Below are 22,346 nucleotides of genomic sequence, written 5' to 3'. Positions count from 1 at the left end.
ATTTATCCTTTACTTACTTTAACGTCTTTTCCACCCTGGAATACAGCTAAAGTTGTTCCTCTTAATTTTAAATCACCTTTAGAAGTCTGTATATCAGCTTCTCCGGAAATACTTTTAAATTTATTGCCAGTGCTTTCTGTCTGATCCTGCTTAACTGTAATGATTTTGTTTTCTGATGTCTGGGTATATCTTTTTGTGATGGATTCACTATGATCATTTCCAACATGTATGGTGCTGTCCTGTCCAATCTTAGTGGTCATATTCCTTCCTACAGAAATATGCATATCTTCTCCGGCTGTAAAGGTCATGTTTTTCGGTGCTGTAACATTAATATTACCCTGGCCGTCCATGAAATAAGTATTTCCGCTTGGGTCTTTAATAGTTACGCTTCTGTCTGCATCATTCATTAAAACCTTAATACCGCTTCTTGTCTGTATAGATTTCAAATGATTGTCCAGACCACCACCCAGGCCTACCTGCCCATGAAACATCCCACCCATTGCAAATGGAAAATCAGGATTGTGGTATTCAAATCCTACCATAACCTGATCGCCAATCTCAGGAACGGCTACAAACCCTCTGTTTTGGGTAATGGCATCTGTACCCCCTGCATCAGGGCTCATCATTCTGATAAAATGGGTAGTATCATTTAACTGCCAGTCAAACCGTACCTGTATTCTTCCCTGGTTTAAGGGGTCTACATTGGAGATAACAGTGGCTACCTGCGGTTCTGCTTTAGGCATTTCAAAATCAGGTTTTGGCATGAAGCCGGTTCCTTCAGCTATCGCTTCAAAGCTTCCTGTATAATATCCTCTGGAATCTACTTCATGGCTTACCTCTGTAATCATAAGGGTTGTAAAATGTGAGGTCTCATTGCTGTCAGCCTTCCTCATGGCCAGGTCTGCAACACAGCCAATATAAAGGAATGGAACAGTTGTTTGTCCTGAAACGGTAAAAACTTCAACGGCTTTGCTTCCTCTTGCACTTTTTTGGGAATCATCCACATCAAGAAACACATTGGCATTGATGGGAGTAGGGGTTAATGATCGGGTAGTAAAAATAGTATCATTCAGTTCATAAGCTTTGGATGATAATTCTCCTAAGTGGCTTATACGGTCATCAACGCCCACCATTTTAGTATGGCTGCTGCTGTTATAACCAAAATATTCAGGTTTAGTATGAACTGCTTTCAGTTCAACATTCACGTCACTTACATTGCTTCCATATACCAATAGAATAGGTTTTTCAGAAGGCGGGAGTTTACCGAAATGAAGGATCTCACCATCATAATAAAACTGCTCTCCATAGGCCTCTGCAATTCTTGTAAGGTAGTTATAATGCGTTTCGTTATATTGTGAACTGTAGCTGATATAGCCTTTGTTTTGAGTATCTACCCTGAAATCAAATTTGCTGGTCCCTAAAGTTTCCTTGATAATTCTGTCAGCAATAATATTGGTATTCACAGCCTTGCTGCCACCAAAGCTTTGGGTATGGGGAGCTGCATCCATCAGAATAGTGGGGCTTTTCCCTTTTAAGATAATATTTCCCAGACTCATTTTTTCCTGGCTGAATGCTACCTGAGTAATAATACCTACAAATGTTCTTTCCGGGGTTTCACTTTCATAATCTTTATATTTAAAAACAACAGTGATTCTTTTTCCTAAAAACTTCTGGGCCTGTTCAAGGTTGTGGTTCTGTACTTCACCTAAAGAGTCATGGGCCAATACCAGTTCAAAATCATGGTGCTTTCTTGCACTCTGTTGTAAACGGAAATGCTTAAAGTGATTGATAGCTTTGCCCTCAACCACAATGTCCAGTTTTACCACCCGGTTGATGCCCGAAATGTGGTTTTCTGAAACCTTATCAGAATTTGAGGTGTTTCTCATAATATTTTATGCGTTTTTTTGGTATTATATCACCGAATTTAGATAAAAAAATAGTACTCAAGATAAATTTTCGTTAAATCTGAAAAATTGTAGTAAAACTACGATTGAGGAAAATTGTGAGTTAAGTAACTTGGACTTAGATATTTGGAGATAGAGGTCGTTTCAGAATGGCCAATATATTTTTTGAATTACTTCAAATAGAACCTCTATGAGAGTGTTTTGTATTTTTAAACTTATTGAGTCATAATATCTAAAAGATGAACTAACGTCTGGATATTTGCCTGAACATTTTCATAATCAGGTTTTTCTCATGCTTTTTACCGGGTATTAATTTTCTCTTTTCCTGTATATATATCATAATAATTACATAATCCTGCATAGACTGATGTTCATTCTTTTTTTCAGTATAATTGCCTTTTAATATACTATATCCGAGATAGATCATTGGGCTCACCGTTAAAAGTATAATCAGTAGCAAATACCCAATTACCTGCCATTCTTTTCCGAATAGTTCTTTAATATCAATAAAAGATAATACTACCCCAGAAAGAGGAAAAATGATAGAAAGCCAGATGGAAATCTTATTTGAATTAAAATAAAAAATAGGCTTTTCTTTGTATTGCAATTCCTCATGTATAACATTGTAGTTAAAATCAATATTTTCATCACCTACAAATGCATATTTCTCAGCGGCTAGCTCTTGCCAGTAACCTCTTAGAGATAGTGATTCCCAATCTATATCAGAATAAAGAAGTGAAAGAATATGCTGTTTATAGTTATTAACTGATTTCTTAATTAATTTTAGAAGAATTATTTTATCATATAGAATTATACAATATATCACCAGCAGATTGATTAAGAGTCCAATAAAATACCAGGTATTATAGAGCGTTACAATAGAAGTATCTTTTGTTTTAAATACGCTGACTCCAAATACTCCAATGAAAACAAAACTTGTAATTAAAACAAAATAAAGAATTGATTTACCATATTGATTGTCTTTATAAAGGACCGCATCACGTATCATTTTTGAATATTATATTCCTTTTTAAACTTTAAATAATCTTGAATTGCGCTGTTTTCTTTCATTTTTTGGCTAAAATTAATAAAAAAGGTTGCCCTCTTTAATTCAAAAGGCAACCGTAGCTTGGATTAATGCTGAAAAAAGCCTTTCAGAAAAACTGAAAGGCTTTTTTATATAAAGAAATATTATTTAAAAATTTGCTGATCATAAAGAATGTTATCATCTTCATCAAAACTAATAATCAAAACTTTATATTGTTTTGCACTGTCATTGTTGAAGAATTTAATTCTTGGTGGCACATAGTCACTGTCAAACAAATTAGGGTTCCAGTAAAGGGTTTCGCGGGTATCATTTTCAATTTTTGCATCATCATCTATCATTTCAACAAGGAACTCCGAAGGTTTATCGTACCCTTTTATAACAGCAGAGTTATTCTTTGGGGCTTCTTTTCCATTATTTTTAGATTTCATATTGCCTCTCATGGTATAGATGGCTACTGCATCTCCTACTAATCCTGCTCCTTTAAGAATTTTTACCATAGCGATATTATTGATAGGTAGAGTAGAAATCATAGTAGCATCTGTGAGGATTTCATCTAAATAAAGCTTAGCCTGCTGCCCACGAATATAGGGTACATTAACACCGGAATTATTTTTTTGAAATGTTAAACCGGCAGCTCTTCCCTGCAACCAGTCTAATATATTGATTGAGGTGTTAGCATTCTGATCTTCATTTACAAAATCAAATATAGTAGAGTTCATAGAACTGAACATTCCGGTGGAAAGCTGTTTGTCCAGTTCTTCTTTTGGATCTTTCTTTTTTCCTGTTAGTGCTACTTCTTTAATCTCTTGTACCTCAGTATCTCCTATCTTTTTATTGTTTTTCTGAGCATTGATAGCCTTAGAAATAGCTGGCGGAAGGTTTTTATTCCCACTGGTTTTTACTAACTGGTATTTTGTATTTGGAAAATTGCCGGTAAACGGAGTAGGATTTACCAATGGTTCTGCCGTTACAAATAAATTATCTGCATTTGATTCTTCATTGTTTTTTGAATTAGCAAATAATGAAACTGTTACAGGTTCATCATTGCTAAGATTATTTAAATAGATATAGCCGCTTTGATCCGTTTGAAACGGGCTGATAATGGGTTCACTTTTGCCTGATTTCAACAATAACATCACGCTGGAGTTAGTTATCATAGCACTGTTTTTAACAGGTTTTATCCTGTAGGAAAGAAACTTTTGAGATTTGGTCTTAATTGTAGGTACAGATCCGCTAAGAACAGAATTCCAGTCGAATCTTTCCCATTTTTCAGAGATAAGAAGAGCATCTAAAGCTTCACTGTTGGCATTTTTAGCAAAATATTGAGCCGGAGTGTCTATTTTTGTACTAAAGTCTCCTGTTAGCCAAAGCCCACTCAGCATATTTTCTTCTTCCGGTTTCTGAGTACCATCATCTTCACTTACTAAAACAGTATAATTTTTAAAATAGGATTCCGGAGAAAGATCAATACTGTTGAAAGATCTTGGAGTCTGCTTGATGCTCTGGCCTATAATTTCAGCTTTTTCGATCTTTAAATCATTGGGTCTTATAAAACAAAGTCTTTGTGCAGCCAGATTATCCTGGTCATCAAAGATGGCTAACTGCAATACTCCGTTAGCTCCATTGCTTATTTTAATAGGAATAAGACTGGATACTTCATTAGATAACTGTTTAATATTAGCCTTGTAAGCAAGATGGTTATTGATTGTTCCTACAATTTTATAGTTTTGAAGCTGTTGTTTTAAGTTGACTCCTTTTAAGGTGTATTTAATGCCTTCTTTAGAGCTGTTAACTTCTAAGTAGAGACCAGTTTCAGCAACCTGTGGAAGATCTATTGTTTTACTTTTCCCAGTGTTGTCCTGAATGATAGCCTGATATTTTTTTCCTGCTGTAGGAGTTATTTTAAAAGTGGAAACATTCTTATCAAAAGATTTAAATGTAGTAAGGGGAACGTTAGGGTTTTGGGTATCTATTACTTTTCCGGTCCAGCTTTCCGGCAAAGAAGTATTACTTGATAGTCGTATCGCAAATTTAGTAGGCATACCGTTGATGAAATTTCCACCCTCTGGAACTGCTTTTGCAGACCAGTCTGAATTTTTAGAAATGACTAATGATTCTGGAGAGTTGGGATTATAAACGGGGATAGACTTAACAATCTGCAGATCTTCGTTAAAATTGGTCATGTAAGGGGTGTAAGCTCTTACAAAATAAACCTGTTCTGGAAGATCTTCTTTCAACTGGAAGTCTCCGCTGCCCTCACCATTGGTAAGACGTATTGTTTTCCAGTCTATCAGTTTTTTATCAGAATTGTACAGTTCTACAAATAGGGTAGTGGATATTGCGGAACGGTTATAGCCATCAAATACAAAGCTTTTAAACCAAATTTTGTCACCAGCTGCATATTGTGATTTGTCGGTAAGTACATATACTTTTTCCTGTTCGTAATTATTCTCAAGGTTTGTAATGGCTTTTTCCAGTTTAGTTTGTGCCAGTATAGGCTGTACCATAGAAAGAAGCAATACACCGAATATATTTTTCATAGAAATCTTAGCGCATTTTAATTCAGTGCTAATTTAAACATTTAAAGACTTAGGAAATTGATATTTCATCTGTTATTTTAAAAGAAATAGCTTAATATTCCGGATGGAAGGCTGTATAGGAATAAAAAAAGACAACCATTCAGCAGTTGTCTTTTTAAATATGTGGTTTTAAAATACGTTATTCTATCCAAAAATATCCCATAGAATAGGTTTTGGCTTTACCAGCCACAATCACTCTTTCGTTTTTATTTTCGCAATAAAGCTGGCCTCCTCTTTCTGAGAGCTGACGGGCGAAAAGTTTATCTTTTCCTAATCTTGATGACCAGAACGGGATGAGTGAACAGTGTGCAGAACCGGTTACAGGATCTTCAAGAATAGAAGACTGTGGCGTAAAATATCTTGAAACAAAATCACTGTCCGTACCTTCAGCTGTCACAACAACACCGCCAGGATCCAGATTGATAAGGTCTAAAATGGACTTTTCAACTGTGATTTTTTGATGTCTTCCTCAGACTCATACACCAGAACATAGTCTCTTGATTGGAAGACTTCCTTCGGCTGTATATTGAGCGATTTTGCTATAGCGTCAGGAAGAGTGGATGGTTCCGGCATTCTTGATGGAAAGTCCATATAATAAAATCCATCTTTTACCTCTACTGTTAATTCACCGCTTTTGGTTTCAAAAACAATTCTGTTGTTCGGATAATTTAAGATGGAAGCTAAACAGTGTGCGGTAGCAAGGGTAGCATGTCCACATAAGTCCATCTCTATTTCAGGGGTAAACCATCTCAGATGAATGGTAGTGCCATTATCAATAAAGAAAGCTGTTTCTGCCACAGCATTTTCACTGGCTATTTTTAAAAGGATTTCATCGGGTAACCAGTTTTTCAATGGAACAACACATGCAGGGTTTCCATGGAAAATCTCTTCTGTAAACGCATCTATCTGATATAATTCTAACTTCATTATTGAGAAATTTTTAGGTCTGTAACAAAGGTAATTTATTTTATAAGTAATTCTTTACTTTATGATTGTTTTTGCTTTTTAAAGGCTGCAAACCCGTTAGAATACCCATCCTATATTTTCTTTTGTTTTTAAAGAAAATATAGGATGGGTATTCAGTAATTTCATAGTGGGAGATTTTCCTTTCCAGTTAAGTTCCTCACCCAGAAAGTAAAAAACAGCTCCATCATTGGTTTTAATTTCAAAAAAATATGATGTAAACTTGTTCAGCGCATTGCTTACCGGCATATAATTAATTTCATTTATTTGCTCAGCAGGATAGGAGATGCTGTTAATAAGAAGGCTGTCCTTGGACATGAAAACATTTGCAGGTGGAAGGTTTTTTCTTAGCATTAGATATTCTGATGAACATATCAATACCAGAAATAGAAAGCTTACAAAACTTGGCATTGCCAGATAAAAAGGGTCTTTTTCTTTGGTATAAATATAAAGAAATATTGTAACTGCATGAACACCAATAACAATGGATCCGTATCTGGAAAAAAAGAATTTGAAATAACTTGGATTTAATTTTTTCATGAATAATAAACTGTGTTTGATTTTCCCTTGTATTGTGTTGGAAGCTATAAAAATACGAAAGTTTAAAGGAGAATCTACTCTGATATTTCTTAGAAGCCTTTACCGGTTGAAATCCTGTTCAGATATTATTTCTGAAGAGATCAGCCTATTCATATGTGATTGTGTTGTTTCAGTAAATGTATTCCGGTTGAGGAATCCATTATTACATAGAGCGAAATCTAGTTTTTTTTCGAATTATATCTATAGGGTTAAGGTGTTGTATATAAGAAGTATATGATAATTTTGGACTCGCTTAAATAGAAAAAACACAAAATTATTATACTGAGCTTTAAAATGTCTAAAAGAACCATGCATTTTAAGTTCTCCGAAAATATTGTAATCAATGGAGATACAAATTATAAAGGAAAATTATTCCCTTTTAAAACTAGATGAGGTAACTGGTTTTAGTATTCTCCAGGCCTTGCTATAATTCAAATTCAAAAACATACATATGAAAGAAAGGATACGTTTTTTAATACTCATTTTTGGGGTATTTTATTCTTCTGTTAATCTATTTTTTTCCCAGGTTGGGATAGGATTATTGAATCCTCAGGGAGCTTTACATGTAGATGGTGCTAAAGATAATGCGGCTACAGGAAATCCAACAGGAGCACAAGTGGCTAATGATATTATTGTTCACAAAACAACAGGTTTTATTGGAGTAGGAGTACTGAATCCTCAGGTAAAGCTTGATATGAGATCTGCCGGAACCGAAAATGCTTTAGGTCTGAGTACAACTACGATGAACGCTGTAGATGCGGGGGCAGGAGCTGTGAGGTATGATGTAGTAAACATCCCTGCAGGTCCCAAAATTGAAGTTTCAGATGGGGTAGTTTGGCATAAAGCTTATATTGCTCCTCAAAAAGCAGTGGTGGTAGCCCGTAAAATAACCAGCCAATCCATCACACAAAGTACAGCCACCAATGTCAATAATTGGAATGTCGTTCGGGACATGAGTAATAGCTTTGATGCTTCATCAGGTATTTTTACAGCTCCTCGTGATGGTACATATACTTTTTTATTAACTTTTAATTTTAATGGAGCTGTAATTAATGACGGGTCTAGAGTAGAATCACAATTTTATAATACGACCACCAATACAGTATTGGCTTCCGTTTACAAAACTTTTGGACAGTCTATGACTGGTACAGCTGATGATGCAAACGCCACACGTTCTACCCAGGCAGGCGGATCAAGTACGGTAACCCTTACTTTAATTGCAGGTACAAAAGTAGCTACAAGACTTTGGCATAATCTGGTATCGAGTGGTTCAGTGGCACTCAGAGTGACTACTAATCCGGCAGATCCTACGAATCCTGATGATGGATTTAACAATTTAACCATTATAGAACATTAAAAAATAGAATATTATGAAAGTGAAAATTAATTTGGTTTATCAGTTATTGACTTGTATTCTATTTTTTTCTTCGGTTAAAATATCTGCTCAGGTAGGCTTTTTTACAGACAAACCTTTGCAGCGTTTGCAGATTGATGCGGCAAAAGATAATGGAGCAAATCCTGATGCCTTAAAATTGTCTAATGATGTAGTTGTAGATTCAATTGGAAATCTGGGAGTTGGGGTTTTAAATCCTGTAACTAAAGTAGATCTCCGTTCATCAGATAACAAAGGGCTTATTGGCTTAGGTACCGGTACACAAACGCCTGTTGAAGCCGGTGGGGGAGCAATACGTTATAATGCAAGTGGTTTTTTGGAATATTCCGATGGTGAGCAATGGATTGCTTTGCCTCTTACTGCGCCTACCAAAGCCCTTGTAAATGCCAGTAAGAGTACTGCTCAGAGTGTTGGGAGCGGTTCTACAGTATATATATCAGACTGGATTGAAACAGTAGATCTGGGAACAGTACCCAACGGAGATTTTAATCCTTCTACCGGAATATTTACGGCTCCCCGTGATGGCTTTTATCTGGTATCTTTCAACATCACTTTAGCGAATGGTACTATTCCTAAAAATACATTTATAGAGACTGCAATAGAAAGTGACCGCAATACTGAGAATATTCAGATTTATAAAACAGTGAACTCTTATCCTGCATTCCAGGCGGGGGCAGTAAGTAATTATATAAGTGGAAACTGCAATGCCATCTTTAATCTTAAAGCAGGAAATACCATTAAGTTTGGAATTAAGCATAATATAGGCTCTGCAAGAAATACTCTGAATGACGGGAAATTAAATAATCTCAGCATTAGCGAATTATAAAAAACACAATCATGACACAATATAATATAATAAAGAGCCTGGCAACTGCTTTTGTTCCTCTGCTTTTCTGGACTCAGGTTAATGCTCAAATTGGAGTGGGAGTAGATAACCCTACAAATCCTGTTGAAGTAAAAACTGATGCAGGTAAAGTTATAATCGATAAATCAGGCAAAATAGGTGTACTCGTTGCCAATCCTAAAGTTGCAGTAGATTTACGCAGTGGAAATAATGGTACTGTTGCTATTGGGAATACTGGTAAAACAGCGGTACAGGCCGGTGCTGGAGCTTTACGCTATGTTGCAAGCCCTGCCATTGGGGTAAAAGGATATCTGGAATTTTCTGACGGGACCAATTGGGTGAGTTTTTTTCCTAAAGGTAAACCCCGTATTGTTGTAATGGCAAATAAAGTGACCCAGGATACCTATCTGTTTGAAAGCGGAACCCCATCAGAAATAGGAACTAAATCCGGGATTGTACAGAGAAGATCGTCTTATCTAACCAATTGGACGGAAAAACTGGATTCTGATTCAGGTGTTCCAACTACGAACTTCAATCCTGCTACAGGAGAGTTTATAGCTCCCAGAACCGGGGTGTATTTTGCAACCTTTACCTTTGCATTGCAATCAAGTCAGGTAAATACTGGGGGAAATAATCAGACAGAAGCTATATGGGAAGTGAGAAATCCTGCCGGAACTATTACTCAAAGGGTAAAAACCAATAACGGATATGCTTCTGATACCGGAGCCAGTCCTAATGCTGTACCCGTAGGTTCTGCCTGTACTGTGAGTGTTTATCTGAATAAAGGGGATAAACTGAGACCATTCACATGGATTACTGTTGCATTTGATGGTACTGTAAGTCAATTTGATGTTTCTAGTAGTGGAGTATATAATTCCTTGACTATTGTGGAACAGTAAACGATAAATAAATAGATTATGAGACGGTTGGAAAATATTTTCAACCGTTTTGTAGTAATTAAACTGAAGTGGTCATAAAAAGAAAAAGAGATAACCACTAAACAGCTATCTCTTAAAATGACCAAAATAACCTTTTTATTAAAGATTTACATATTAATAATGATTTGTCATTAATGTATAGGTTATCATGTATTCAATTAATCATTATCTTGTTGTATAACCACCGTTGGCAAAAATAGTCTGCCCGGTAATCCACCAGCCATCAGAAACCAAAAATTCAATAAGAGGGGCAATATCTTTAATATCTGTGAGTCCCCCTAATGCAGACGCTGATTTGTGATACGCCACAGCATCATCGCTTTCCTGGCCATAGAAAAACGGGGTGTCCATTGGTCCTGGTGCAACAGCTGTTACAGAAATTCCACGCTCTCCAAACTCTTTAGATGCTGCTCTTGTGAAATGCTCAACAGGTGCTTTCATCCCTTCATAAGTGGAATAAAATCCTGTATAGGCTGCAAGTAAAGAGGTCACAATCGTACAGATCTTTCCATTATCGTTTAATTTTTTACCTGCTTCCTGGATAAAGAAATAGGCAACTTTTGAATTGATATTGCTCATGCTGTCATATTCTGCTTCGGTAGTGTTTACAAAAGGTTTCTTTAGAACCATTCCGACCGTATTGATGACGATATCTATTCCTCCGAATTTTGAAACCGTTTCATCAAAAAGCGGGTAATGTTTTCTATTTTGGTTAAATCCCCCTGAAAGATGAAGGCATCAGCACCTAACGCTTTTACTTCTTCTAATGTTTTTTCTGCATCCGGCTTTGTACCATCGCTATTATAATGAATAGCAAGTTTAGCTCCTTTTGCAGCAAGATTACGACTTAATAAACCGCCAAGGTTTTTTGCACCTCCGGCTATTAATACTACTTTTCCTTGTAAATCATTTTTTGACATAATTTGTAATTTTTTTGATTGTATTATTTGATTGATAAACAGCTTCTAGAAATAGAAGCTGTTATTATTGTTCAAGAATTATTTACTTCTTTATGAATTTGAAGCTTTGAGTTTCGTTGTCTGCATTGATAAAATAAGCACCAGTTGGCAAATCCGAGATATTGATTGTTGATGCATTTTCAAAATTTGGAATAGATTTTACTAACGAGCCGTTGGAATCGTATATTCTGATCTGCTGTAAGTTCTTACTATCTTTTATATGCAAGATATCTTTAGCTGGGTTAGGGTATAAGCTTAATGTACTTTTGTTAGCTCTTATTTCATTTGTTGACAGAGATGCGGAACAGGTAACCTGAGTAGGAATGTTTTTATCGGCTGTTATACCATCACCATTACCTAGTTGATAAAGATTGTCTGCACCCCAGGCCCATAATGAAGTATCATTTTTCACAGCTCCAAAGTGATACCCTCCTACACGAAGGGCTAATGTTTTCCAGTTTGCATCTGTACCTACCTGTTGTGGGGCTAGATTGTATGTGCTTACTGCAGTTCCCCCGGTAATACCATTATGATTAATACCAAATGCATATAATGTATTATCATTCTTCACAATAGCCGAAGCATCCCATGAAGTGGCAATTTGAGTATAATCTGAAGAAGGTTCTATAGCTTGTGGAGTTCTGAAATATTGAGCACCCGCTCCCACAATACCCAATCTTCCATCATGACTGGCTCCCCAGCCAAAAAGCTTTCCTGTAGTTTTAAGTCCTAAAACGTGATAAACCCCACATGAAACATCTTTCCAGTTTGTATCTGTTCCTATTTGTACAAAAACATCAGATTCTCCACCAGTAGCACCAGTCCCGGTCTGCCCCTCTATATTCGTGCCACAAGACCAAAGTGTTCCGTTGGTTTTGATCCCAAATGAGTTATAATATCCTGCAGATGTTTTATCCCAGTTGGTAGCGAGCGAAGATTCTTGCTGCCAGGTGTTGTACCAGCCAAGGCTGGTTCCCATACCAAGACCTCCCCAATCATTATAACCTGCTCCCCACATTGTACCATCTGTTTTTACAATCATTGAGTGATGATAGCCTGCTGAAAAAGACTTTACATTTTGGGCAATCATAATGGGAGAATATTGTACTGTATTATTCCCATTTCCTAAATTACCGAATTGATTGTCTCCCCAGCCGTAAAGGTTATTATTGGTCTTTTTGGCCAAAACAAACCAACGTCCCACTGAAATATCCGTCCAGTCATTGTCTGTTCCTATCTGGGTAGGGTATTGAACTATGGTTGCCGTACCGGAGCCATTTCCCAGAATACCATTAACATTCTGTCCCCACATCCAAAGCGTTCCGTCTTCCTTTAAAGCAACGCTGAAAGTCTCTCCCTGTGAAAACTTTTTCCATCCGGTTAAAGAGCATTGAGCATTCATCATACTGGAACCCAATAAAAATGTGGTTACACCAAGCATTATTGCTTTTTGTTTGTTTCTAAAAGATGTTCTTTGTTTCATAATTTTAAATTTTTAGTTAATAAATTTGATTTTTGATTGATTAATAATTCGGTTTTATTTTAAAGTGAAATTGTATGTAATTACTATTATTTAGTTCGTTCACAGCTGATGAATTTGTTTTGCCCAGAATACTAAAATCAGTACTATTGAATTCAAACTATACGTTGCTGATAGCAGCAGACTATATTATGCTTTACGGGTGACAGATAAAAAGATCTTTTTGTTCCCACTTACTTCCATACACCACCATTTAAACTCATACCATCTATAGGTATTTGCATTGACCTGAACCTGTAGATTGGTGGTTTCTACTTCTGCATTGGCAGTATTCCAAAACACAATATTATTAGCATCAACACCCCGCCATCCTACAGTATTATTACCATCCCAAAGGTTAGCACTAAATGTATTGGCATTAAAAGGACAAGGTGAAAGAGACTGATTCAGAAGCGTTCTGTTTTCATTTACCTGAGTAGCAAAAGTTTGATAACTAATCAATTGAGCTGCTGAAGATGTATTGATTATTATTGGAGTGTAATAATCTGAATTATAGCCTAATAAATCCATCTGAATTCCATCCAATGATGGTAAGGCCGTAAGACCATTGGCTGCTGCATAAGCTCCTAATCTGAAACCACCACTGGCTACAGTTGCAGCTGCAACTGGCACGGAATAGACGGCTGAAATTGTTTCTCCTATATTGATGGAGCCGGAAGGAGCCGTTCCCCCTCCGGTACTGGGCAATCCTGTTACATACCCTAAAACACCATTGGCATCAGCAACAACTGTTCTTGTTGCGGTAAATGTCTGATTTTGAGTTGGTGAAGCTGCCCCTGCAGGTGTGGTATTGATAGCATTGGCAGTACCGTTAAGTGGCAGGCTTTGAAATCTGATATTATTATTAACATGTAATTTTTCGGTAGGGGTATTGGTTGCGATACCAACATTGCCTTTCCCATCTATGGTCATTCTTGTATTCCCCAGAGTATAAAGCTCTAATTTTGAAGAAGGGCTTGCTCCGGTATTAGTGCCAAAACCTAACGAATTAGTACCTCCGGGTGTAGCCATAATATCTACATTTCCGTCAGGGTTAGCGGCAATCTGCAAATCAGCAGTCCCTGCGGTCAAGCGTGCTCTGGCTGTGTTAGAATTAATAGCATCTATAAGGAGTTCCGATTCTCCATCATTATCTATTTTCATGGTCCCATCAATTCCGGAAAAACTTAATACATTGGAATTCATCGTGACAAATCTATTGGCAGTAAGTGTTCCGTCTGCATTATAGATATTCACATTCCCAGATCCACCAGTTGCTAGCCATAGGGTTCCATTAAAATAATAATGTCCGGAAGCAGTAACATTGATTGTCTGGCCTGAAGGTGATGGGTCAGCAAGAGTTACATACACTAAGGCACCTGTCTGTGCTGTTGTGTATGTTTTCGCTCTTAGTTGTGCACCTGTTATTCTTGGTGGAATAATACCATCCAGAACGGAAGTGTCAGCTGCTTTTCCAACAACATCCAATGTAGCTTTTGGAGCTCCTATATTGATTCCTACTTGAGCTGATACACTTACATTGATCAATACAAGTATTCCTACTAAAAATGTAATTCTTTTCATGAGTTTAAATAAATTAATACGTTTATTGAATGTAAAAGAGTCTATTGAAGAGATAAACAGACTCTTTTATTAATTCTTATAGGTTTAAGGTTTCCAAAAAGACCATACCTTGCCGTTGTACACAGCAAGTTGTTTTTTTACAGTATCATATACCATCATTCCTGGTGCAGGGTTAATGATAGCTGTATGCGGACTGGCGACTTTGGGCAAGATCATGGCCTTGTCTGTATCTGTTAAAACAAGAATCCCGTCTGTGGTGTTGGCTGCAGCATTGGTTCCGATAGCGGTTTTTGCGGTAGTCTGCTCTGTTTTGCCTGCTCCCTGTATAGAAAGATCTGCAGTTCCTATAGTGGCTGCTGTACCGTCATCTTCGCTGAGGTTAGCCCATACTCCTGGATCTTTCAGGTATTTTACTTTATGATCTGTTGTATCGAAAATAGTGCTTCCTTCTTGTGTTATACTGCTTTTATCAATTATGTAGGGAAGAATAAAACCTCTGTTTTCAGTATCAGCAAATTCTAAGGAAACCGAAGTGTTGGTAATGTCTTTTTTTCCGATTGCAACTTGTGCTTGCGTTGTTATAGCAGTCAATATCAATAGAGATGACAATGCTGTTTTTGTGTTGTACTTACTCATTTTATTACATTTTGTGTTCGTGAAATATATTCATCGGTTGGAATGAAGACCATATTTGAATTCATTTTCTAATAGTTAGTAAACTGACAATAGCTCTGATGACCTATTGCCAGTTGCTAACTTTAATTAAGTTGTATTAATCCGGGCAGGCCTGCGTAGAGATACAGTGCCAAGCCATAGAAGCGTCACCAGCTTTCAGGGTGTACATCTTCATACATTTGTTGGTTGTATCATATACCATCATGCCTTCTACAAAGTTGGCAGGATTGATGCCTACAGGATTACCTGCAGTGAATGCCACTCTGTTAGGGACAAAAGCTTTAGTTTTTGCTTCTAATGCGAGCCAGCCACCTTTTCTTACCATTGGCCATTGATCAGCATGCTGTGCTCCAGCTCTACTTAATGTGGTTATTCCCATTTTAGTGTCTAACGCAGGACCTCCTGTTGTAATTCCTGGTTTGTAACAATATTGAATACAGGCTGAAACTGATGCATTTTGGGAGCTTCCTACAGCTTGCCCTGTTCCTGCAATAGTGGGTATACCCATCGTTGTGGAAGTATTTCCTACAGTATTACCAAGGTTTTGAATAACTGGACCTGCTGTTCCTGTATAATTAACTCCTGTATTACCACCCGGTAAAGAAGAATTTACAAGATTAGCAGCAGTAAAACCTCCCGTTCCTTCTCTGGCATCAGGACAACCGTCACCATCGCTGTCAAGATCTAAATAGTCTGGGATTCTATCACCATCTGTATCTCTCTTGGTACACATATTAGCAAGATAATATTCTGGTGTACCTCCTGCAGAACTGGCTCCAGTGAAAGTAGCTTCTATTTTACTGATCATTGTTCCCGGAACATAAATCTCCACATAATTGAGATTTGAGTTTGAATCAGTATCACGGGTTGTGGCTATTTTAACTCCATAGGTAGCATCTGTTGTAAATGTTGTGCTGCCAGCTACAACTTCAGCCTTTACTGTAGAATAGGGTACAAGATTGGTAATTCTGTTCCCATTCTGGTCATAGAAATTAATATTTACTTTTTCCTGACGATCCAGGTCTCCTATCCAGAATTTTAAATTATCTACCGGAAGATCAAACTCATAAGTGACTTTATTATTCCCAGTATTAAGTGGTTCTATACCGCTCATATTAAATTGACCTGAAGGAGAAGCCCAACGATCTGCATTTCCAGTTGAGGTTAATTTTACATTAAAACCTTTAATACCATTATAATCAGTAAAATTATAATTCATCACATGTGCAGTGGCTAATACAGATGTCGGGATTGAAACCGGCCCACAAGTATACCCCTCAGCTGTATTCAAAATGCCATCGTTATCACTGTCTAAGTCACACATGTCTGGAACATCGTCTCCGTCTGAGTCCGGACCAAAGCAAGGGTTTACGGCAAATGTAATGAACTTGCCATCAGCTATGTTTTGGTTAAATACCCATTTAGCAGCATTATTAGAGGTAGGGTTCACTACTGTAACATTGGTTGTGAAAGCTTCATCATCTGCTACCAGCATTACTATCATGCCAGATGTGGTGTTGAACGTTGTACTGTTATAAGCAGTCAGATCAGCTTCAAAGAATAAAGAGCCTGCGTCAGCTTTTTTCTCCTGTGCCATCCATACTCTCGGAATTCTATTAAAAGTCTTTGTGCCTACTGTAACATTTACAGGTGTTGTAGCAGTATTCGTATTATCTCCCAAAAGGAAATAGGTTTTGTCGGTGGTAAATCCGGTACGCGTGTTATCATTATTCGGATTCACAAAATCATTGATAGTTGCAATTGTAAGTACTGTTCCGGTATTTACACTTTTTGATACTTTCTGCTCAAAGGCTTCAATATCATCTCGTGTTACCCCAAAGATATTATTGTTGTAAACTGTGTTGGATGTACCGTTCCATACGATGTTTCCATCTGTATCCAGGTAATGGTCTGTATTTACACGTCCTAATGTAATTCCGTACTTTATCGCTAAGTAAGAGTCAACCCTTCTTCGTTCTATAGCAGTTAAATTACCGGCACCATAAATAATGGTCTCTCCAAGGTTACCAATAAATCCACCGTTATCACTTCCACTACCTGTCCAGCGGGTATCTCCAAATACATGACCTCCCAAGGCAAGACCTACAGCTGTGTAGTTTGCAGGAGCAGCGTTAGCAGCACCATTAAGACCTCTTGCCAATGTGGTATTAGTAAAGGTGTTGTACATAATGCTGGGAATTGTGCCAGAGTATAGTAACCCTGAATTAACCATTTGTGTTCCACCACCTACAACTCTTCTTTCTATGACATTGGTAGTAGGATACATTCCTGTATAATCCCAATTTGCAATAGTGTTATTTACATTATCCATACCTATACTCAGGAAGTGAGGATTTGGGCTACCTGGTGCAGTCATGCCTTCTTTGGTCACTGTAAATATGTCATTGCTGGTATTGGTTACAGTTTGTGTTGTTATAGTACCTAGCGTCTGGTTAATAGCTGTAAAGTTAATCCCAGGATTGAAGTTGAAGTAGCTTGATGTTCCTACAGCATATTTAGGAAGTGCATTGGTAGCTCTTTGTGCCACTGTTGTTCCGTTCCACATATCCGTCCATCCTGTAACATCCGTTGTTGCCCCTGTATTCACTGCATTTTTATCAGCTCTGTACCAGTAAGAAAGATTGGCAGCAACTCCTCCCGGAGCATTTCCGAAGCCCGCAAAAGTGAAAAACTGTCCATTGGCTAAGGTTACATTTGTTGTATTGTATACTGTTCCATTTATGGTAACTTCTGTAATCATTGGTGTGAAAGTATCGGTTCCGTCAAAAACGGCATCCGGAGACTGTACCAAATACAGGTTTTTTATACTCTTAGGCCATGCTACCGTTACGATTCCTACACTATTTGTATTCTGTACTTTCCAGATAGATTCAAAACGGTAATTGGTTGCTCCGTTAGAACCTGCTGTATATGTTAGTGGAGTAGTTAGGCTTTGTTTCAGACCATTATCACCAGTTAAAAGGAATTGTCCTTCTGTAAGGTTGTTGGTATTGTCAATATTGGAGTCCAATAAAGTTGTTCCATTACCAATAACAAGCTTCTGACCTGTTGCCGTGCTGGCTGCCTGTTTCTGGTGTAATGCTGAAGAATTATCTCTTGCCAGACCAAATATATTATTGTTGTAGCCTGTGTTGGTACTAATACTCCATACAGTATTACTGTTTGCAGTAAGATAATCTTCTGTAGCCGTAACTCCATTCTTAATAGCAAGGTAGGTGTTTACCCTAGATTGCTCATTATCTGTTAGTGTACGGTTGTACCATACAATTTCCATAAGGTCACCAGGGAAAGCTCCGCTTACATCCCATGTAGCATAACCTAATCTTAGATTTGTACCATAGATCTGAAATTTATTAGCTGCAGCAAAACCTGAAAAGGTTTGATAAGAGCCATTTAGGCCCAATCTTTTTTCTCCTCCGGCAATAGTGGAAGTTCCTCCGTTTGCTATGGTATTATTGGCTAATGCCGAAAATATATTAGACTGCCCAATATTGAACTGGGTAGAAAAGTCAGAGGACGTTGTTGAATTGAAAAATTCATACTGTCTTGGATTTCCGGCTGCTGTAATGGAAACTCCCGGTTCTGCAGCATTGGCAGCATCGTTATCTATCCCTATAATACGCCCGGCTGAGGAATCAGTAGGCCTTACCGCGGAGAAGATAGACGTATTAGTATTAGCTAATTCTACATTACCCAATGGGTTCATTACTGAATTACTATTATGAAAATACTTGGCAGAAGTATAGCCTGTGGTGTATGGATAGAAATTATGATTTCTGTCCGCTGCTGATAAAGCTACTCCGCCTACGTTCGGGATATTGTCTGCATAAACAGAATTGTCCTTCCATGCTGTGGCAATTGTACCGGCATCGTCTGATTTAACCCAGAAATCAGCACCCATAACTCCTCCAGGTGCTTGTGCAAAACCTGCAAAAGTGAAGAATTGTCCGTTGGCCAAGGTTACATTAGCAATGTTGTATATTACACCGTTTACCGTAACCTCTGTTGCCATTGGGGTAAAGATATCTGTACCATCAAAGATTGCATCAGAGGATTGTACTAAATACAGGTTGCTGATACTTTTAGGCCATGCAACCGTAACAGTTCCTACTGTATTTGTATTCTGTACTTTCCAGATAGATTCAAAACGGTAGTTGGTGACACCGTTAGAACCGGCTGTGTAAGAAAGTGGAGTTGTTAGAATTTGTTTCTGACCATTGTCACCAGTTAAAAGGAATTGCCCTTCAGTAAGGATATTGGTGTTGGTGGCATTAGTATTCGCTAAAGAATTTCCTGCACCAATAATCAGTTTTTGATCCGGGTTCTCACTTCGGGACTGTTTCTGATACAAAGTAGAAAGATTATCTCTTCCGATGCCTATAATATTATTTTGATAGGCAGCCGTATTATTCCAGATAATAGTACTTGCAGAATTTACATAATCTCCTGTAAGGGTTGTTCCCCATTTCACAGAAAGATAAGAATCTACACGTGCTTTTTCCAGTGCTGTAAGAGGTGTTGCAAATACAATTACTTCATTTATCTGCCCGTCATGGCTTCCCCAATTGGTATCACGTCCTATTCTGAAAAGACGGGTTGTTGCATTATCAATTGTATTGACGTTAATATCAGTATTATTATAAACAGACTCGTTGCCGTCTAACCATGCTTTAGCAAGTGTGTATGCTGCTGTAGCCCCTGCTGCATTCAGCCATGAAGAGCCGGCTACAAAAGGTTTTTTAGCTGCAAATAAATTGGTGGATAGTGTGGTGTAACCACTTCCTGCTGTATAAAATAAAAGTTTATCAGTTGTTGCATTATTAGAAATATGCAGCCCCGGATAATCCATGGTCTGATCAAAGCCTGCCAGCCCTGCAGCACCAAGAGTATTCATTTTACCGGCGATATAGATACTTCCCTGTGCACGGTTTATAATGGCATTTCCTGCACCAGGGTCCGCAGCCATAAAGCCACCTTGTCCTACTCCGTGTCCTGTAGAATTAAAGGTTACGGTTGGATTAAAGTTAGCAAGGGTACTTTGGTTAGAGAAAGTAGGCTTTTGTGCAGCAGTAGCCTGTACAAGATGATATCCTGTACCCATTTGGTCATTCCATTGCTGAATAGCTGTATTATCCGCTGATGGGGTAGTACCCGCATCGGAATATACAGCAGCATCTGCTTTATACCATACAGCAGCATTTACTCCTCCCGGGGAAAGTGCAGTAACATTCACTGAAGCATCACTGGTGCTCACACAAGTACCCGTAGTAACTGTCCATCGAAAAGTATAAGTACCTGTATTATTAAGCCCTGTAACGTTTGTATTGTAGGCTGTTGGTGTTACAATAACAGGATTGGCTGCTCCTGCTGGCTTTGATACCAAAGTCCAAACTCCTGTAGAGGTTACTCCTGGATTGTTTCCATTAAGAGTTGTCTGGGCAGATCCTACCAATGTTTGGGCAGATCCTGCATTAGCACCTATTTGTTGGGAAACGAATATCGAAAATGTATCTTCTAAAGATGTTCCCGAACAGGCATATTCTAAGCTAATAAACTTTGGATCTACACCACCTGCATCCGGAACTGCTTTTATTTTGAAAACATATTCTCCTTCTTTATTTAAGTTACTAATGGTTGTAGAAGTATTGGTAAATTTCCTAAGGTTTGTTGATTCGTAAACAGGATCAGCTGCACCTGAAGGTTTAGAGACAAGCGTAAAATCATATCTGCCGCTAAAATTCTGAAAATAACTAGGATTTGAAGCACTTTCCTGATAGACAGAAGGAAGTGCTATGGTAGCAGAAGTGTTACCAGAACCAGAATAACATATTGTCATGTTATTGACGTCAACATTAGGGCGAGCTCCATCTGATATATGAATATAATAACTTTGAGATACACTACATGCTCCCGAAGTAGTGCTTATAGAAAAACGATAAGTACCTGCTCTCCAACCGCCTGTAGGAGGGGTTAATGTAGCACTTCTGTCCATTGTACCTGCTCCGTTTTCCACTATTCCTGGAGCTCCGCCAGATGGGAGTGTCCCACTTGTCGTTACTTTTGTAATAATAGTTGGCAAGTTGGAGGGATCAATCTTAAAATAAAAAGAGATTGGGGTATTAGAACCAACCATGTTACAATAAATTGCACCTCCACTACTACCGGAGGAATATACTTGCATTTGATTAGGATATGCAGAGTCTAAAAAGCTTACCTGATTAGGTGATGTACCGTTATAGGTATAAGTAATTTGAGGGGTGGTGTAGTTTCCGTTAGAATTTGAAATAGTTATAGTAAATGCATAGGTTCCTATTACATTTATCCCATTTAAGTATAGGTTGGTTCCTGTTATTTCTTTAAAGGAAATATTTCCACCAATAGGCTGGCTTATCGGATTAACAGAAATTGTTGTACCGAAAGCCGGGTTACCAGAAACATTAGGATAACTAGTTGAAAATACAGGAGAATTATTGGCTAAACCAATATAACGATCATTATTTGTTGAAGAATAACAATGGCTGTATGTTGGATTGAATATAAGATTCTGGTTGGGAATAAATCTAACAATAGCATAATCTTCATACCAACAACTAGGATTATTAATAGAGGTAATTCTTAACACCACACGATAAGCAGGATCAATATCATGATTTCCTTTTTTTATAAGAGCGAGTGTTGGATTTGCCGTATTGTTATTAGACATTATAGCATTAGTCGTAGTAGTGTTATTATAGCGTTCTTTATCGAGAATGTTATAATACGTCCAAGATGCTGTATAACCTGCTGGTACTACACCGTTGAGGGTAACAGTACCTGTAGTAGCCGGCACATTGGTAATATCCGGTCCTGCGGTAAAGGCAGAAATATCTCCCGGTGCAGTAATGGTTACTTGCGATGTTGCAGATCCTGATGGGCTGCAGTTTTGGGTCAACTGGAATACATAATTTCCAGGATAAGTCATTCCCGTAATATTGGGGGTCAGAGAGTTGGTATTGCTGATCACCGGATCAGGAGCGCCTGAAGGTTTGGATACGAGGGTCCAGACAGCTACTCCGTTTGAACTGCCTGAGGAGCTTCCCTGCAGGGTATAGGATGTGCCACATATGGTGGCATTTCCTCCTGCATTCACGCTACACTGTGCGTATAGTATCAAATTACCCAGAAAGAGCAATATGAATAAAAAGAGTTTGTGTTTTCTCATTATTTGAATTTTATTTTTAGTTCATGTGGAAACGATACCATGCAATGATGGTTTTATTAGAAACTTTTCCGGATACATCTAATATTGTTCTTTGTGTATCTGTTTTACCTGATCAGATTCTTTTTTAAAAGGAAATAAG

At 37.8% G+C, this 22,346-nt stretch carries 11 protein-coding genes and 2 pseudogenes; 3 read left to right on the top strand and 10 right to left on the bottom strand.

All coding sequences use genetic code 11. From position 1 onward, the window contains the following. Positions 1-2 precede the first annotated feature (2 nt). The 5 genes and pseudogenes from BOQ64_RS17545 to BOQ64_RS17525 form a co-directional block, all read right to left on the bottom strand. Positions 3-1,886: a type VI secretion system Vgr family protein gene (locus BOQ64_RS17545; RefSeq protein WP_129058511.1), complete on the bottom strand. Its 1,884-nt coding sequence runs from the start codon at positions 1,884-1,886 to the stop codon at positions 3-5. Positions 1,887-2,148: 262 nt separating this feature from the next. After that, a complete protein-coding gene (locus BOQ64_RS17540; protein ID WP_129058510.1) occupies positions 2,149-2,913 on the bottom strand; it encodes a hypothetical protein in 765 nt (254 codons plus the stop codon). A 182-nt stretch (positions 2,914-3,095) separates the two neighbouring features. Next, positions 3,096-5,492 (bottom strand): hypothetical protein, encoded by a 2,397-nt coding sequence (locus BOQ64_RS17535; RefSeq protein ID WP_129058509.1) that lies wholly within the window; start codon positions 5,490-5,492, stop codon positions 3,096-3,098. Between the two features lie 178 nt (positions 5,493-5,670). After that, positions 5,671-6,458: pseudogene (locus BOQ64_RS17530) on the bottom strand (PhzF family phenazine biosynthesis protein). A 96-nt stretch (positions 6,459-6,554) separates the two neighbouring features. Further along, complete coding sequence (locus BOQ64_RS17525) at positions 6,555-7,034, bottom strand: hypothetical protein (RefSeq protein WP_129058508.1); 480 nt, start codon at positions 7,032-7,034, stop codon at positions 6,555-6,557. A 490-nt stretch (positions 7,035-7,524) separates the two neighbouring features. Here BOQ64_RS17525 and BOQ64_RS17520 point away from each other — a divergent pair, with 490 nt between their 5' ends. The 3 genes from BOQ64_RS17520 to BOQ64_RS17510 are packed head-to-tail and all read left to right on the top strand — an operon-like array spanning position 7,525 to position 10,209. Next, positions 7,525-8,430, top strand: coding sequence for a hypothetical protein (locus tag BOQ64_RS17520; RefSeq protein ID WP_129058507.1), 906 nt, complete (start codon positions 7,525-7,527; stop codon positions 8,428-8,430). Positions 8,431-8,443: 13 nt separating this feature from the next. Then, complete coding sequence (locus BOQ64_RS17515) at positions 8,444-9,292, top strand: hypothetical protein (RefSeq protein ID WP_129058506.1); 849 nt, start codon at positions 8,444-8,446, stop codon at positions 9,290-9,292. A gap of 11 nt (positions 9,293-9,303) precedes the next feature. Next, positions 9,304-10,209 (top strand): hypothetical protein, encoded by a 906-nt coding sequence (locus BOQ64_RS17510; protein WP_228448449.1) that lies wholly within the window; start codon positions 9,304-9,306, stop codon positions 10,207-10,209. 204 nt (positions 10,210-10,413) lie between these two features. On the opposite strand, the pseudogene BOQ64_RS17505 reads toward BOQ64_RS17510, so the two are convergent. From BOQ64_RS17505 to BOQ64_RS17485, 5 genes and pseudogenes are all read right to left on the bottom strand, one after another. After that, positions 10,414-11,168: pseudogene (locus tag BOQ64_RS17505) on the bottom strand (SDR family oxidoreductase). Positions 11,169-11,250: 82 nt separating this feature from the next. Beyond that, the gene (locus tag BOQ64_RS17500) at positions 11,251-12,690 is read right to left on the bottom strand and encodes a T9SS type A sorting domain-containing protein (RefSeq protein WP_129058504.1); all 1,440 of its coding nucleotides are present in this window, start codon (positions 12,688-12,690) and stop codon (positions 11,251-11,253) included. A 186-nt stretch (positions 12,691-12,876) separates the two neighbouring features. Beyond that, entirely contained in the window at positions 12,877-14,310 is a 1,434-nt protein-coding gene (locus BOQ64_RS17495; RefSeq protein WP_129058503.1) for a hypothetical protein, read from the bottom strand. Between the two features lie 84 nt (positions 14,311-14,394). Further along, positions 14,395-14,946, bottom strand: coding sequence for a hypothetical protein (locus BOQ64_RS17490; RefSeq protein WP_129059771.1), 552 nt, complete (start codon positions 14,944-14,946; stop codon positions 14,395-14,397). Positions 14,947-15,082: 136 nt separating this feature from the next. Further along, on the bottom strand, positions 15,083-22,207 hold the full coding sequence (locus BOQ64_RS17485) for a beta strand repeat-containing protein (protein WP_129058502.1): 7,125 nt from the start codon (positions 22,205-22,207) through the stop codon (positions 15,083-15,085). Between the last annotated feature and the right edge of the window lie 139 nt (positions 22,208-22,346).

The organism is Chryseobacterium sp. CH25 (genome assembly GCF_004119455.1).
Classification (GTDB): domain Bacteria; phylum Bacteroidota; class Bacteroidia; order Flavobacteriales; family Weeksellaceae; genus Chryseobacterium.
This window is presented reverse-complemented; position numbering and strand designations above follow the sequence as displayed.